Source organism: Shewanella sp. Isolate13 (assembly GCF_022398325.1).
Classification (GTDB): domain Bacteria; phylum Pseudomonadota; class Gammaproteobacteria; order Enterobacterales; family Shewanellaceae; genus Shewanella.
On the sequence record NZ_JAKEVD010000013.1, the window covers coordinates 84,141 to 99,586 of the forward strand.

At 46.7% G+C, this 15,446-nt stretch carries 13 protein-coding genes; 8 read left to right on the forward strand and 5 right to left on the reverse strand.

Annotation, left to right across the window (positions count from 1 at the left end; translation table 11 throughout):
* Positions 1 to 121: 121 nt before the first annotated feature.
* From csrD to L1D44_RS10650, 5 genes are all read right to left on the reverse strand, one after another.
* On the reverse strand, positions 122 to 2,041 hold the full coding sequence (gene csrD, locus L1D44_RS10630) for an RNase E specificity factor CsrD (protein ID WP_239890489.1): 1,920 nt from the start codon (positions 2,039 to 2,041) through the stop codon (positions 122 to 124).
* 180 nt (positions 2,042 to 2,221) lie between these two features.
* A complete protein-coding gene (locus L1D44_RS10635; RefSeq protein WP_220767030.1) occupies positions 2,222 to 3,472 on the reverse strand; it encodes a malic enzyme-like NAD(P)-binding protein in 1,251 nt (416 codons plus the stop codon).
* A gap of 203 nt (positions 3,473 to 3,675) precedes the next feature.
* A complete protein-coding gene (locus tag L1D44_RS10640; protein ID WP_239890491.1) occupies positions 3,676 to 4,449 on the reverse strand; it encodes a thermonuclease family protein in 774 nt (257 codons plus the stop codon).
* A gap of 190 nt (positions 4,450 to 4,639) precedes the next feature.
* Positions 4,640 to 4,852, reverse strand: a complete 213-nt coding sequence (rpmE, locus tag L1D44_RS10645) for a 50S ribosomal protein L31 (RefSeq protein ID WP_220767028.1) — start codon at positions 4,850 to 4,852, stop codon at positions 4,640 to 4,642.
* A gap of 199 nt (positions 4,853 to 5,051) precedes the next feature.
* Positions 5,052 to 5,777 carry a FimV/HubP family polar landmark protein gene (locus L1D44_RS10650; RefSeq protein ID WP_239890493.1) on the reverse strand — a complete coding sequence of 242 codons (726 nt, stop codon included), beginning with the start codon at positions 5,775 to 5,777 and terminating at the stop codon, positions 5,052 to 5,054.
* Positions 5,778 to 5,977: 200 nt separating this feature from the next.
* Between L1D44_RS10650 and priA the strand changes: the two genes are divergently transcribed.
* From priA to tsgA, 8 genes are all read left to right on the forward strand, one after another.
* Positions 5,978 to 8,173 carry a primosomal protein N' gene (gene priA, locus L1D44_RS10655; RefSeq protein WP_239890495.1) on the forward strand — a complete coding sequence of 732 codons (2,196 nt, stop codon included), beginning with the start codon at positions 5,978 to 5,980 and terminating at the stop codon, positions 8,171 to 8,173.
* 124 nt (positions 8,174 to 8,297) lie between these two features.
* Positions 8,298 to 10,043 (forward strand): arginine--tRNA ligase, encoded by a 1,746-nt coding sequence (gene argS / locus L1D44_RS10660; RefSeq protein ID WP_239890497.1) that lies wholly within the window; start codon positions 8,298 to 8,300, stop codon positions 10,041 to 10,043.
* Between the two features lie 10 nt (positions 10,044 to 10,053).
* Positions 10,054 to 10,629, forward strand: a complete 576-nt coding sequence (locus tag L1D44_RS10665; RefSeq protein ID WP_239890498.1) for an SPOR domain-containing protein — start codon at positions 10,054 to 10,056, stop codon at positions 10,627 to 10,629.
* A 150-nt stretch (positions 10,630 to 10,779) separates the two neighbouring features.
* Positions 10,780 to 11,304 (forward strand): ATP-dependent protease subunit HslV, encoded by a 525-nt coding sequence (gene hslV / locus L1D44_RS10670; RefSeq protein WP_220767023.1) that lies wholly within the window; start codon positions 10,780 to 10,782, stop codon positions 11,302 to 11,304.
* A 49-nt stretch (positions 11,305 to 11,353) separates the two neighbouring features.
* Positions 11,354 to 12,679 carry an ATP-dependent protease ATPase subunit HslU gene (hslU, locus tag L1D44_RS10675; RefSeq protein ID WP_239890501.1) on the forward strand — a complete coding sequence of 442 codons (1,326 nt, stop codon included), beginning with the start codon at positions 11,354 to 11,356 and terminating at the stop codon, positions 12,677 to 12,679.
* Positions 12,680 to 12,795: 116 nt separating this feature from the next.
* The gene (locus tag L1D44_RS10680; RefSeq protein ID WP_220767021.1) at positions 12,796 to 13,191 is read left to right on the forward strand and encodes a DUF971 domain-containing protein; all 396 of its coding nucleotides are present in this window, start codon (positions 12,796 to 12,798) and stop codon (positions 13,189 to 13,191) included.
* 241 nt (positions 13,192 to 13,432) lie between these two features.
* A complete protein-coding gene (gene deoD, locus L1D44_RS10685) occupies positions 13,433 to 14,137 on the forward strand; it encodes a purine-nucleoside phosphorylase (RefSeq protein WP_220767020.1) in 705 nt (234 codons plus the stop codon).
* A gap of 96 nt (positions 14,138 to 14,233) precedes the next feature.
* Positions 14,234 to 15,403 (forward strand): MFS transporter TsgA, encoded by a 1,170-nt coding sequence (tsgA, locus tag L1D44_RS10690; RefSeq protein WP_239890526.1) that lies wholly within the window; start codon positions 14,234 to 14,236, stop codon positions 15,401 to 15,403.
* Positions 15,404 to 15,446: the final 43 nt, after the last annotated feature.

Here is a 15,446-nt window from a genome sequence, read left to right on the forward strand (position 1 = left end):
TTGGCTAATTAGCGCAAGGCCACTTATTATGCCACTAGTGTAGCGAGTTATCCTTGATTTTTATAGATAAAACCCCAATTTAGGAATAATGTGCAACAAACGCCTACAAAGATGAAACAAACTATACCTCTTCGATCGGCTCGCTAAAGAAGCTCCCCTGACCAGCACTGACTCCCAAAATCTGCAAGGTCTGCCACTCTTCAAAGACTTCAACACCTTCAGCACACACTTGCACCCCTGTACGGTACAAGCCCCCCATCAAGCTACGCACAAATAGCTGATTCTCTGCACGCAGATGGATGTGGTTAACAATCGAACGATGCAGTTTGATCAAGGAGATGGGATAGTGATGGATATATTCAGTGCTCACTACCTGCTGGCCTACACCATCGACACAGATTGCTGCCCCCATTTTCTGAATCATGTCCAATGGCTCTGCTAGTTGTGCTTGATGATTAACTAAAATATCTTCATTTACTTCGAAGATAAGCCGTGGCGCTAGATGGCGGTATTCGAGTAGAGTTGTTTTCAGCCAGCGCACAAATGCGCGGCTAACCAAGGTATCTAAGCTCAAATTAATACTGAACTTAAGGCTATTATCTTTATGCTTAGGCAAGAGATCGAACATCACCATCTCTATCACTTGTCGCTCTATCTGAGGCGTTAGGCCACACTTTATCGCCATAGGTAAAAATAGTGTGGCTCTGACGAGATTCCCCTGAGTGTCACGTAGTCTACAGGTCACCTCTTGATGATGAGCATGGGAGTCGCTGTCGACAACGGGCTGAGAAAAGAGAAAGATCCTCTTACTCACCAAGACATTTTCCAGAAAGCTACGCCAGCGTACCGAGCCCTTTGATAGCTCGCCATCGACCGCACCTTTATCGTACATAAACCAGCTACTGCTCCCCTGAAATTGTGCCGAGCGCAGTGCTAATTCAGCCTCTTCGACCAGTGCATCTTTATCATCACCGACCTTAAAGTATGCTCCGCCAATATGGATAAAGTCATCGGGAAGGTGAACTCTGGTACTGAGCTGATTCATGCTTAAGCGTAATAACTTAGCCGCCAGCTGATCTGCTTCTAGCTGCGAAATCTGTGGTACAACAACGGCAAATTGATTGTTTGAACGCCTCGAAAAAATGCTATTGGCCTTATCGGCTAAAATTTGATTAATGGTACCGATCAGTTGCGACAGTAATTCATCCATCTCATATTCATTAAGCTCTTTGCTTAACAAATCTAAATCTTCCATCTCTAGTAGGTACAGCACCCCAGGCGTCATCATCCCCCTCTGATTACTGAGCGCATCGAGACGGTTTTTCAGAAATAGTCGATTACCAATGCCGGTACTCGCATCTAGAAATGTATTCGAGCGAATAAACTGATCGAAGCGAGCACGCTCTTTGTGGGCATCATCTAACTCTAATAGCAGGTGGGTAAGCGCTCGATTTATCAATCGAGGTTTGCCATCGCCCTTTTCAGCGAGTGCCTTATCGTGTTTTCCCGATAGGATCAGGCTAGAACGCAGTGCAAGATCTTCAATACCAATAAGTTGAACCGAAAACCAACGAAAGCCAAAACGCACAAATAAAAAGACGGTGAAGCAGCCAATAATGATCACCAAGAGTTCGCCCCAACTCACATCGGCTTTACTAAATGGCTGAGGCATGGTGAGTGTCATCATTAACTGACCATCAGCAAGTGCACTCTTATAGCTCACGCCGTGCTCATTCGGTGTCGATGACTGGTATTCAAAAATTGATTGATTATTTTGGGATAAAGAGAAATTACTGGCTTGATAGGCTCGCAGCAAAGGCGGTAACCACTGCTCCACTTCATCGCGCCCTAGTTGTGACACATTTTTAGTAAACTGCTGTTCGATAAGGCTTTCTAATTCGCTGACCTTATGCTGTTGAAAGGAATATGTTAACTGAATAAAGCTAACCATCGCAGTCAAAAAACAGATAAATGCGACACCAGCCAATGACATAAGCCAAAAGCTAGTCAGTTTTTTAGTTAGAATTCGAGTCAATTTCATCAGTCCGCTTCCTGCAGGATCTTTTTATTGCGCCTAAATCATCATACTCTTCATCGCACCCTAGAAAATAATGAAAAAGCCCGCCTTAGCTTAATAACATTCAGTTATACAGTAATCGAAAAACGCTCGGCAACAAAAAAGGGCCTAAGGGCCCTTTTTTTATGCCGTAGCACGAAAGAATTAAGACTCCATGTAACCTTCTGGTAGCTCTTTAATTGTCGCTACGCCAGATTCAATCGCCGCAATCGCAACCGCTTTGGCCACATTGGGTAGCAGACGAGCATCGATTGGTTTAGGGATCACATAGTCTGGACCAAACTCAAGTGAGTCTACATTTGGATATGCCGCTAGCACTGAGGCTGGCACAGGCTCTTTTGCTAATGCCGCGATGGCATGCACAGCTGCAATCTTCATCTCATCATTAATCTTAGAAGCACGCACATCTAGCGCACCACGGAAGATGAATGGGAAGCAAAGAACATTGTTAACTTGGTTAGGGTAGTCGCTACGACCCGTCCCCATGATCAGATCCTTACGAACATCGTGTGCTAACTCAGGCTTGATCTCTGGATCAGGGTTAGAACAAGCAAAGATAACAGGCTTGTCGGCCATCAGCGCAACATCTTCCGCCGCAAGTACATCTGGGCCCGAAAGGCCTAGGAATACGTCAGCACCTTTAATCACGTCCTGTAGCGTACGCTTATCGGTGTTGTTAGCAAATAACGCTTTATATTCATTAATGTCGTCACGACGAGTATGAATAACGCCTTTTCTATCTAACATGTAGACATTTTCGCGCTGCGCACCACAGTTAACGATCATCGTCATACAAGCGATCGCAGCCGCACCAGCGCCCATACAAACAAATACAGCCTCTTCGATAGACTTGCCCTGGATTTCCAGCGCATTAATCATGCCTGCTGCAGTAACAATTGCGGTACCATGCTGATCATCGTGGAATACCGGTACATTACAACGCTCGATTAGCGCTTTTTCAATCTCAAAACATTCAGGCGCCTTGATATCTTCAAGGTTAATACCACCAAAGGTATCTGCGATCGCTTCAACCGTATTAATAAACTCTTCAGATGTTCTGTGCTTAACTTCGATATCCGTTGCATCGATATTCGCAAAGTGCTTGAAAAGTAACGCCTTACCTTCCATAACTGGCTTAGAGGCCAATGGACCTAAGTTACCTAAGCCCAAAATAGCCGTACCATTAGAGATCACTGCAACCGTATTACCTTTACCGGTAAAGCGGTATGCGTTGTCGGGATTAGCCGCAATTTCACGTACAGGTTCTGCAACGCCTGGGCTATAGGCTAGCGCGAGATCCATGCTAGTTGCTGCGGGTTTGGTTAGGCAAACAGCTGTTTTGCCTGGTACTGGGAATTCGTGATAATCAAGGGCTTGTTGACGAAGATCTGCCATTTTTCTAATCCTGAGTGCGACTAATAATATCCTGAGCGAAAGGTCGACAACTAAAGGTTCATTTTACGGCTCGATAATAGTGCTTTTTTAAAGCATCTTATTTGAGCAAAAAACAGTTAGCTGATAGCCGCTAAGATACTTGAATCTCAGGTCATTTCAAATAAGTTCTTCTCATTTTTTAACTTTATCGCTATATATTATTCCTAGGGTGTATTTTCTAAGGTTATCTGGGAGGGATGTGTCGCATTTAGGCGATATTTACCGTAAGAAAAGTACAACTTACCTCGAACAATTACTGGGCTTTCAAGCAGATTAAGGGTCAAAATGTTACTAAACTTACCAATATCTTGCTGAGACATCATCACAACTAAGTTATTATCGATATTTAGCTCAAAATTTTGACCTTTTCTTTCATAACCCGTAACAACTCCTCTGACCTCTAACCATTTATTACTATCATCACGAGAAAGCGCATTAGTCAGCTTGGCTTGATAAGCTTTATGGCTCCAGAGTCCAACCTTATGCTCCCGTGCAGTTTGCTCAACCTTACTTAGACATTGCCAAAAATAATCATTCTGATAGACCCTTGCCTTGGCAAAGCCATTAGCTAACATCAACTCTTGCAGATGCAGTAAATCTTGAGTGTAAACATAGGCCAATGTGCGCCCAAAAAAGTCTAAACGCCTCTTATCGAAAGCCAATAGTAGCGTCTGACCGGGTTTAATTCTCTGTGACAGGTATTGCTTTGCCGAAGTCGCATAGGGCTGCGAAAGCGCAGGAAATTGAAAATCGATCTCTGGGGCATCGATACCGATAAGACGGATCAATCTACCATCGGTTAATGTGATTGTGTCGCCATCGTTAACGTAATCTAGGGTAACGGTTTCATCAAATTGAGTCGGCACACACAGACTCGCTTGTGCGGCGAAAACCTGTAAAGCTAACAGCAGGACTGCCAATACTCTTGTTAGACCCATCTCTTGGCTCTCCTTAATACCCACAGCGCAGAAACACGCCATGGAGTAAAAGTATCACGGGGCCATGACAGATAGCTATGTGAACAGGTAGAAAAGTACCCCTTAACTGGCGGCCACAGATGCTGACGGTAAACTCAAGATAGCAAAAAGGCGCCATAAGGCGCCTTTTTTAAATTCATTGCAGAAGTAATTACTTCTTGCCAAGTGCACCAAAGCGCTTGTTGAACTTGTCGATACGTCCGCCAGTATCCATAACTTTCTGGGTACCAGTGTAGAATGGGTGACATGAACCACATACGTCTAGGTGTAAATCTTTACCTACAGTAGAGTTAATCTTGATAACGTTACCACAAGTACAAGTTGCAGTGATTTCTGCATAATCAGGATGAATGCCTGGTTTCATTGGAATTACCTCAGTAAAAGGCCATGTCGCTCTTCCAACCCGAAGTCGGACACCACATGCAGTTAATAAAATTATTTAGGCGGCGAATACTACAGGATCTATATTGTAGATTCAAGCACCACTTTAGCTGTTTAATGAATTATACCCGACCACAGTAAAAAGCCACTATGACAGTGCTCTGCACTAAGGTATTAAATCACTATTTCATCGCATCAAACTGTTTCTCTGCAGCCTTGGCATCGGCATACTTCTCCAGTGTGGTCATCGACGGGCATTCCAATTTAGCCTCTGACTTCAGGCCATGAATACTCTGCCGATTAAACTCCTTAGGGTTCGCCTCAAAAATGGCGAGCATCGCTCCATAGGGGCTAATTCCCCACCGTTTTGCTTGACGATTAGCCACCCGCCAAAGCGTCTCTTTACCATCAAATTCAATCTGGCAATCGTCTAGACGGCTCACCAAAACATCGGCACCACTGACCCGAATACCACCTTTGCTCGCACTCAATGATTCGTTCGAGCCTCTCCCTGTCGTCGCCAGTAAGTGACTCGCAGTTTCATAAGCATCCATTTCAGCAGACGCTCGATTTGCCTTAAACAGGTTCAACACCTTAACTTGGTGCCAGCGATTAACCCGATACTCTTTTACGACTAATACGGCATTTTTATCGACCACATCATCGATTCCTGTCACCAGCACCATAAAATTAGTCAAAGGCTTCGCAATTAGACGCTCTTCGCCACTGCTCTGAAGAATAGAGAACTGCACCTTTTTCAGATTATTGTGAGATGAAACGATATTGACCTTTAAATTCGGATGTTGGCCAAACTCAAACTGTCGCTCGTTAATACTGACGTGGGACACCTGCGCATGGGCCGTTGTTAACATCATCAATCCAGCTAGCGCCAATATGACTCTCTTCATTAACGTGTTTCCTTAACCATCTATTTTGTTACTTTTATCTTAAAAACCGTGGTTTATAAAATAGAGTATACCCGCCACCAAATCTCTGTCTCCCTCAATCGCAACTACCTTGCATGAGACGAATAAAATCAATTCTCGCTAGCTCTCAGTAAATAGCCTCGGTACACTTAAAGCCAATACCCTTTCGAAACAGTAAACCTATGCCTTTGTTTGTTGAGGTCGCACTTCCCGTTCCAATGCGGCAAAACTTTAGCTACCAAGTGCCTGAGCACATTACCATCACGCCTGAAAAGGGGATGCGTGTACAAGTGCCCTTTGGTCGCCAACAACTCATAGGACTCATCACTGCCGTTAGTGATAGCTGTACGCTCACACCAAAGCAGATAAAGCCGATCGTTGCGATTCTAGATAATGAACCTCTTCTACCTGAATCACTCTATAAATTAACCGCTTGGGCCGCAAGATATTACTTTTGCAGCCTAGGGCAAATGCTGTCGCAAGCCATTCCTGTGGCGCTGCGAAAAGGTGCCGAGGTCAAAGAGTCGAGTATCAGCTATTGGACGTTAACCGATGCAGGCAAAGAGGCTGATATCAACCAGCTCAACCGCGCACCAGCGCAACGTAAGTTGCTGCACACCTTGTTAGAGCGCGATCTAGACCTAAATGAAATAACCAATCTAGAACTAAGTAAGGCGGCGGTAAAAGCGTTAGATGACAAAGGCTGGATTGAGAAAAAAACTCGCACCTTAGCCATCGACCTTAGCTGGCGTACAGAGCTTGAAATGACCGAAGAGCCCCACAGGCTCAACCCAGAGCAAGCCATTGCCGTAGCAACCCTAACCCAGCAATCCGGTTACCACTGTACCCTGCTTGAAGGTGTTACGGGTTCGGGAAAGACCGAAGTCTATCTTGCCATGCTCGAAACCGTGCTCAGGCAAGGAAAGCAGGCCTTAGTACTCGTTCCCGAAATTGGCCTTACGCCACAAACGATTAACCGATTTAGACGCAGGTTCAACGTCAAGGTAGCGGTGATCCATTCAGGGCTCACCGATAACCAGAGGCTTGATGCTTGGCGCCAAGCCAAATCTGGCGAGGCGGCAATTATTATCGGTACCCGCTCGGCACTATTTACCCCTATGGCTTACCCCGGGGTGATAATCTTAGATGAAGAGCACGACGCCAGTTTTAAGCAGCAAGAAGGGGTTGGCTATCACGCCCGCGACTTAGCGGTGATGCGCGGTCACCTAGAGCAGATCCCGGTAATTTTAGGCACGGCAACGCCATCACTAGAGACACTACAAAACGCCTTAAATGGTCGTTATCAACACCTGCATCTCGCCAAACGCGCCGGTGCGGCCGAAAAAGTGCGTCAGGGCATCGTCGATATTCGCAATCAGCCGCTGCGTTCAGGGATGTCTCACGCGCTATTAAATGAGATGCGTATCCATCTCGATGCAGGTAACCAGGTTATCCTATTTTTGAACCGCCGTGGCTTTGCCCCAGCACTCATCTGCCACGAATGTGGCCATCTACACGAGTGCGATCGCTGCGATGCCTTCTTCACCGTGCATCAGGCTCTCGGCGAAATTCGCTGCCACCACTGCAGTAATCAATATGCCATCCCGAGACAGTGCCATAGCTGCGGCAGCACCATGCTTGCGGGCCAAGGCGTAGGCACCGAACAGCTAGCCTCATTTTTAGAAAAAGAGTTTCCCAACCATCCAGTGGTGCGTATCGACAGAGATACCACCCGCAATAAGGGCTCTCTCGAAGAGCACCTCAACGCCATTCATAAAGGCGAGTATAAAATTCTTGTCGGCACCCAGATGCTCGCCAAGGGGCACCATTTCCCCGATGTCACCCTAGTCGGGCTGTTAGATGTCGATGGCGCGCTATTTAGCGCCGACTTTAGAGCACCAGAGCGTTTTGGCCAGCTCTATACTCAGGTATCCGGTCGTGCTGGCCGCGCCACTAAGCCCGGTACAGTATTGCTGCAGACCCATCAAAGCGATAACGCCATGCTGCGCGAGCTGATGCACAAAGGTTATGGAGAGTTTGCCCGTAATCAGCTATTTGAACGGACTCAAGCCCTACTGCCACCAGCCTGGCACATGGTGTTAATTCGTGCCGAGGCCCATCAAGCTATCGATGCCGATAACCTATTGAGCCAGATAGGCGCCTTGTTACCGCAAGATGAAGAGTGTGAGGTAATTGGCCCCATGCCTGCACCACTCGACAGGAAAGCCGGAAAGTATCGTCGCCAACTGTTATTCCAGACTAAAAACCGTAATCGACTGCAGCAGGAGTTTGAACGAGCGCTACCGCAAATTGAGCAACTGCCGCTGGCTAAAAAATGTCGTTGGAGCATAGATAGAGACCCGCAGGATCTGCTTTAAATCGACTTTATCCATTTCAATGCAGAAAAAGTTCGCTAGAGGATAGTAATTCACCGCCACTAGCGGCTAAAATAGTCGGTTACTCCTTATTATTTTTCTTTACGTAAGTGTCGATCAAACGCCAATGAAATCACATACTCAATCTTTACTCGCTGAATCTTTAAATGCCCTTAAACAACAAGGTATTGTTCCTGCTGATTTTGAAGCTCGCATTCAAGTCGACCGAACGAAAGATAAGAGCCACGGTGATTTTGCGACTAACTTGGCAATGATGCTGACCAAAGCGGCCGGTAAAAATCCGCGTGAAATCGCCCAGCTGCTGATCGATAACCTACCGACTTCGGCTCATGTTGAGAAAGTCGAGATCGCAGGTCCTGGCTTTATCAACTTCTTTATCGATGATAACGCCCTGGCTAACCAGTTAATGGCTGCACTTAACAGCGACACATTAGGTATCGAATTGCCAGCACCGCAAACTGTGGTTGTCGATTACTCTTCGCCAAACCTAGCTAAAGAGATGCACGTAGGTCACCTACGTTCAACTATCATCGGTGACAGCGTTGTGCGTGCCCTTGAGTTTCTAGGCCACAATGTTATTCGTCAAAACCATGTGGGTGACTGGGGTACCCAGTTCGGTATGCTACTTGCCTATATGGAAGAGCTTCGCGCCGCCAATGGCGAGCAAGCCAAGATGGAGTTGTCGGATCTTGAGACCTTCTATCGTGCCGCTAAAGTGCGTTTCGATGAGTCAGAAGAGTTCGCCACCCGCGCACGTAAGCTAGTTGTAGAACTTCAGTCTGGCGACGAGTATTGCAACAAGCTATGGCGTGAATTTAACGATATTTCATTAAGCCATTGTCACGAGCTATATGAGCGTCTAGGCGTCAGCTTAACTCGTGCAGATGTTCGCGGCGAGAGTGCTTATAACGATGACCTAGAGCAAGTGGTTGCAGATCTTGACGCTCAAGGTCTACTTGCAGAGAGCAACGGCGCAAAAGTTGTTTTCCAAGAAGAATTTAAAAACAAAGAAGGCGAGCCTCTACCGGTTATTATCCAAAAGGCCGATGGCGGTTACCTGTATGCCACCAGCGACTTAGCTGCGATGCGCTATCGCTCAAACGTATTAAAAGCAGACCGTGCACTTTACTTCGTCGACCTGCGTCAGGCACTACACTTCCAGCAAGTGTTTAAGCTAGCCAAGACCGCTAACTTTGTTCGCGAAGAGATGAGTTTCGAGCACATGGGCTTTGGTACCATGAACGGTGAAGACGGCCGTCCATTCAAGACTCGCTCTGGTGGAGTGGTGAAGCTTATCGACTTACTAAACGAAGCCGATAGCCGTGCACTCGAACTTGTTCGCAGCAAGAACCCTGATATGGATGAAGCTGAGCTGGCTGAAATTGCCCGTGTTGTGGGTATCGCGTCTGTTAAGTACGCCGATCTTTCTAAGAACCGCGCAAGCGATTACATCTTTAGCTTCGAGCAGATGCTGAGCTTTGAAGGTAACACAGCACCCTACCTACTCTACGCCTACACTCGTGTAGCGGGGATCTTCAAGCGTGCTCAAGACGTTGATTTAAGCGATGCAACAATCATCCTTGATCACGAGAAAGAGAAAGACCTAGGTACTAAGCTGGCCCAGTTTGGTGAAGTCATGGCACGTATGGTGGGTAAAGGTCAGCCTCATGCACTTTGTGGTTACCTATTTGAGCTTGCAGGTGCATTCTCTAGCTTCTACGAAGCTTGCCCTGTACTAGCAGCTGAAACAGAAGAGTTGAAGAAGAGCCGCCTGCTACTGTCTCAGCTAACCGCTAAGACCTTGAAGCAAGGCCTGAATCTTCTTGGTGTTGAAACGTTAGAACGGATGTAACCTTTAACCCATGACAAATCGTGATTATGCAAACCGAAAGCCTGCTCGAAAAGGTAAGAACAGCGCTCGCAAAAAGAGCTCAAAAGGGAGCGCGCCTAAGCGTTTCCCTATTCTGCTGTTGCTTATCACGCTTACAGGCTTAGGCGGTTTTGGCTATTTGCTGTGGACTCTAAGTTCCAGTGACGAGCCAGCGCCTGCTCCTGTTGTTGTCGAGCAGCCAAAGAAAAAGCCTGTAAAGAAAGATCCAGATGCACTACCTCCGGTACCTAAAGAGGAGTGGACCTATCTTGAAGAACTGGAAAACAAGAAGGTTGAAGTCGATATTCCTGACACCTCTGACAAACCTAAGCGTCCTTACCAGATGCAGTGTGGCTCATTTAGAAAAGAGTCTCAGGCCAATGAGCTAAAAGCGATCATCGCTTTCCAAGGCTTAGAAGCCCAGGTACGTAAAGTCAAAGGTAGCAGCGGGATCTGGTATAAAGTTGTACTAGGACCTTACGATAAGAAGCGTGATGCCGAAAGACAGCGTCATATCTTACAAAATGGTGGCACCAACGGCTGTCAGATCTGGTTCTGGGAAGGTTAAATAAACGCATCTCAAACGAAACGCTGCCCTGTGCAGCGTTTTTTTATGGCTGGCCACGATACAACCCTTGATATTCAAATCAGCATCCCCATATCTCTATTATCGTCAACCAGAAGGCATAACGCCTCTGGCTAGAGAAGAGGATTTATTGTGACCACAATCGTATCAGTACGCCGAAATAACCAAGTTGTTATCGCTGGTGATGGCCAAGTTTCTCTCGGTAATACCGTTATGAAAGGCAACGCAAGAAAAGTTCGTCGTTTGTACCACAACAAGGTACTAGCGGGCTTTGCTGGCGGTACAGCCGATGCATTCACCCTATTCGAACGTTTCGAGGCAAAACTCGAAATGCACCAAGGTCACCTTATGCGTGCCGCCGTTGAAATGGCTAAAGACTGGCGCTCAGATAAAGTACTGCGCAAGCTAGAGGCCCTACTTGCCGTGGCCGATGCTGAATCTTCACTAATTATCACAGGTAATGGTGATGTTGTTCAGCCTGAAAATGATCTTATCGCTATTGGTTCTGGTGGCAACTTTGCCCAGTCGGCTGCGACCGCACTACTTGAAAATACCGACTTAAGTGCCCTTGAGATCGCTGAAAAATCGCTGACTATTGCTGGTGATATCTGTGTATTCACCAACCAATTTAAGACCATTGAAGAATTAAAGTACTAAGCGACGCTGTCGTTTATACGAAAAATGCTGCAAAGCATGAGGAAAGATTATGTCTGAGATGACACCACGTGAAATTGTTCATGAGCTAGATAGCCATATTATTGGCCAGCAGAAGGCCAAGCGCTCGGTCGCTATCGCCCTACGTAACCGCTGGCGCCGTATGCAGCTTGCCGCGGACTTGCGTCAAGAAGTGACCCCAAAGAACATCCTAATGATTGGTCCAACAGGTGTGGGTAAGACCGAGATCGCTCGCCGCCTAGCCCGCCTTGCAAAAGCGCCTTTCATCAAGGTAGAAGCGACTAAGTTCACCGAAGTGGGCTATGTGGGTAAAGAGGTTGAGCAGATCATTCGCGATCTAACTGACTCAGCCATCAAGCTGACCCGTGAAGAGCAGATTAAAAAATGTAAATTCCGCGCCGAAGAAGCCGCAGAAGAGCGAATTTTAGATGCTTTGCTACCTAAACCTAAAGAAGATTGGGACAACGAGAAAGCCGATGACAGCGCGACTCGCCAAATTTTCCGTAAGAAACTTCGCGAAGGCCAGCTAGACGATAAAGAAATTGAAATCGATATCGCGGCACCACAAGTTGGCATCGAAATCATGTCTCCTCCAGGCATGGAAGAGATGACTAACCAGCTACAGAGCATGTTCCAAAACATGGGACCGGGTGCTAGCAAGCGCCGTAAAATGCCAATCAAGGAAGCTTATAAGCTATTGATTGAGGAAGAAGCTGCTAAGCTAGTTAATCAAGAAGACTTGAAAGAGCAAGCCATCGAATTAGTTGAGCAGCACGGTATCGTGTTCTTAGATGAGATAGATAAGATCTGTAAGCGTGGTGAGTCTTCTGGCCCTGACGTTTCTCGTGAAGGTGTTCAGCGCGATCTACTGCCTCTAGTTGAAGGTTGTACGGTTAACACCAAACACGGCATGGTTAAGACTGACCATATCCTGTTTATCGCCTCTGGTGCATTCCAGATGTCTAAGCCATCGGATCTTATTCCAGAGCTTCAAGGCCGCCTACCGATCCGCGTCGAGTTAGATGCTCTATCTGCAGGTGATTTTAAGCGTATTTTGACTGAGCCACATGCATCACTGACTGAGCAGTATATCGCCTTGATGGCAACCGAAGGCGTGACGGTTGAGTTTACCGAAGACGGTATCGACAGCATTGCCGAAGCCGCTTGGCAGGTAAACGAGCGTACAGAAAACATCGGTGCTCGTCGTCTACACACAGTAATGGAACGCTTGATGGAAGAGCTTTCTTATGAGGCTTCTGACAAATCAGGCTCAGTGTCTGTGATTGATGCCGACTATGTTAAGGCGCACTTAGACAACTTGGTACAAGACGAAGATTTAAGCCGCTTTATTCTTTAAGCACTGCTTACTTTCGTTGCCAAATAATGGCTAAATTAGTGATAGCGGTTAAGGACAACTTTGTGCTTAACCGCTATTGTGTTTCTAATACTTGTTAAAATCATATCGGTTAATAGATGACTCAAGATAACAACACGCCCAATGTTTCGGCGTTAAAGCTAAAACGTAAATCTCGCCAACTTGAGATGACCTTCGATAACGGTGAGGTTCACCAGTTGAGCTGCGAAATGCTACGAGTTTATTCGCCCTCAGCAGAAGTGCATGGCCATGGCAACCCGGTACTGGTCACTCACAAGAAAAACGTTAATATCACTGCCATTGAACCTGTCGGTAACTATGCGGTAAAAATCGTCTTCGATGATGGCCATGATACCGGTCTGTTTTCTTGGAAAGTCCTACATGATCTCGCGACTCATCAAGTCGATCTGTGGGAGAAGTATCTTGCCCGCCTACGCGCAGCAAAAGCCAGTCGCGAACCATTAATCGATATGGCCGTGAAGTACCACAAGTAACTCACTTCAAACAAATTAAGATCGCCGCCATCATGGCGATTTTAGCGGTTTCCCTGCTACAGCCTTGCAATTTCCTCGATAAACCTGAGCCAGCCGTTCACTGAGTATCACGATTTTTAAAACCTAGCTTTTGTGAACTCCTCAGAAAAACTGCACGTATATCGCTCAATGCGGACTTATGTCCTCTCTGCATTTCCCTCTGACAATTACTATCTGCCGTAATTAAAAAAGAGGATTACTCATGACTGCACATATCAATGGCAAAGCAGGCGATTTCGCTGAAACTATCATCATGCCTGGCGACCCGCTTCGCGCAAAATACATCGCTGAAAACTTCCTAGAAGATGCGGTAGAAGTCACCAACATTCGTAATATGCTTGGTTATACCGGCTTCTATAAAGGTCAGCGCATCTCGGTGATGGGCCATGGCATGGGTATTCCTTCTATGGTTTTATACGCCCACGAGCTTGTAGCTGACTTTGGTGTAAAGCGCATCATACGTGTCGGCAGCCTAGGTGCCACTCAGCATGACGTAAAAATTAACGATGTGATCCTAGCTCAGGCGGCAGGCACAGACTCTCCCACCAATGCTAAGCGCAGCAGCGGCTACCAAATGGCAACATCAGCCACTTTCGACCTACTGCATAAAGCTTACATGATTGCACAGCAGAAGCAGATCAACGTAAAAGTCGGTAACGTGTTTAGCGGTGATATGTATTACGACCCAGACGAAGATATGATCCCAGCACTTGAGCGTTTTGGCGTGTTAGGCGTGGATATGGAAGTGGCTGGCCTATACGGTCTCGCTCACCACAAGGGCTTCGAATCGCTCGCAATCCTTACGGTATCGGATCATTGCTTAACTGGCGAAGAGACCAGTGCAGAGGCGCGTCAGCTAACCTTTAATCAGATGATTGAGCTGGCATTAGAAACTGCCTGTCAGTAAGACTAAATAAGCCGCTCGAAGCCTAGCTTCCAGCGGCTTGCTTTTTATTTTAGTGATTAGTTTTAGCGCGTGATACGGCAAAATTAGGAACAGATGATGAAAAACAAAATATCCTTAACCTTGCTCAGCTTCCTCGCCAACTTTGTAATGGCAGGCTTTGCAACCCAGTTCGGTATGCTCATTGAACCTATCAGCGAAAAGTTCTCAGCAAACGTCAATGAAGTGGCCTCTATATTCTCATTGCTCAATGGCGGTGCCCTCGCCGGTACCATTGCCGCTTTCTTCTTAATTGAAAGAATTGGCGTCAAACGCATTACCCTATTGAGCTACATCAGTATTGCACTAAGCGCCGCTGCGCTGCATTTCACCAGCTCGCTAAGTATCGTCATGATTGCTATGACGGTAATTGGTCTGTGTGGTGGCATCGGTCTTTGCATCGCGGGTACCATTGTGGTTTCGGTGTGGAAAGACAAAATTCAAAGCACCATGTTAGTGGTTCAAGATGCGACCTTTAATGTGGCTGGCGTGGTATTTCCGTTGATCACCACCTATGCCCTCAGTAATGCACTTTCTTGGAGCTATAGCTATCTAGCTGTCGGTATTGTTGCCCTCGCAACGGCAGCAATTGCACTCGCTACCAACTTCGAGCTCTGTGAAGCCAGAGGCGAGAGTGAGCAGGCTAACGAAAAGTCAGAGTGGAATTTTGGCATCATCAGCGGTGGCTTAGGTCTATTTTTAGGCATGCTAGCCCTGTACACTTTCCTGACTTGGGCTCCCATGTTCGTTAAGACTAAGTTCGACATTCCATTTGAAGATGCGGGTAACATCATCACTCAATACTGGTCTGCGGCACTAGTCGGCGCACTCGTTTCTACAGCGATTGTTACCCGAGTTAAAATCCAGCACTTCCTGATGGGGGTGATTTCTCTGGCTTTCGCCATCACCACGCTTATTGTTACCACTGAAAACCTAAGCTGGATCGGCTACTTAACCTATGGTTATGGCTTTGCCTGCGCCGCGCTTTATAACGCCTTTATCGCTTACGGTGTATCATTTGTGAAAAATGCCAGTAGCCGTAATGTGTCTTATATCTTGATCAGTGGTAGTGCTGGCGCGATGTTTAGCCCGGCAATCAGCTCACTGTTTGAAAGCATCATCGGCCTACAAACTGTGATGTATGCTATTCCTGTGCTCTATGGGTTAATCATCCTGATGCTGTTGTTATCTAATCGCCAAAAACTGGTGCAAACATTACAGGCTGCTTAATAACCCGCTGTAATGATGGAATAGCTCCAAGCCTGAGTATGGG

Bases quoted from the DNA above. Each gene is read 5' to 3' on its own strand.
- csrD (WP_239890489.1), bottom strand. From the start codon at position 2,041: ATGAAATTGACTCGAATTCTAACTAAAAAACTGACTAGCTTTTGGCTT.
- L1D44_RS10635 (WP_220767030.1), bottom strand. From the start codon at position 3,472: ATGGCAGATCTTCGTCAACAAGCCCTTGATTATCACGAATTCCCAGTA.
- L1D44_RS10640 (WP_239890491.1), bottom strand. From the start codon at position 4,449: ATGGGTCTAACAAGAGTATTGGCAGTCCTGCTGTTAGCTTTACAGGTT.
- rpmE (WP_220767028.1), bottom strand. From the start codon at position 4,852: ATGAAACCAGGCATTCATCCTGATTATGCAGAAATCACTGCAACTTGT.
- L1D44_RS10650 (WP_239890493.1), bottom strand. From the start codon at position 5,777: ATGAAGAGAGTCATATTGGCGCTAGCTGGATTGATGATGTTAACAACG.
- priA (WP_239890495.1), top strand. From the start codon at position 5,978: ATGCCTTTGTTTGTTGAGGTCGCACTTCCCGTTCCAATGCGGCAAAAC.
- argS (WP_239890497.1), top strand. From the start codon at position 8,298: ATGAAATCACATACTCAATCTTTACTCGCTGAATCTTTAAATGCCCTT.
- L1D44_RS10665 (WP_239890498.1), top strand. From the start codon at position 10,054: ATGACAAATCGTGATTATGCAAACCGAAAGCCTGCTCGAAAAGGTAAG.
- hslU (WP_239890501.1), top strand. From the start codon at position 11,354: ATGTCTGAGATGACACCACGTGAAATTGTTCATGAGCTAGATAGCCAT.
- L1D44_RS10680 (WP_220767021.1), top strand. From the start codon at position 12,796: ATGACTCAAGATAACAACACGCCCAATGTTTCGGCGTTAAAGCTAAAA.
- deoD (WP_220767020.1), top strand. From the start codon at position 13,433: ATGACTGCACATATCAATGGCAAAGCAGGCGATTTCGCTGAAACTATC.
- tsgA (WP_239890526.1), top strand. From the start codon at position 14,234: ATGAAAAACAAAATATCCTTAACCTTGCTCAGCTTCCTCGCCAACTTT.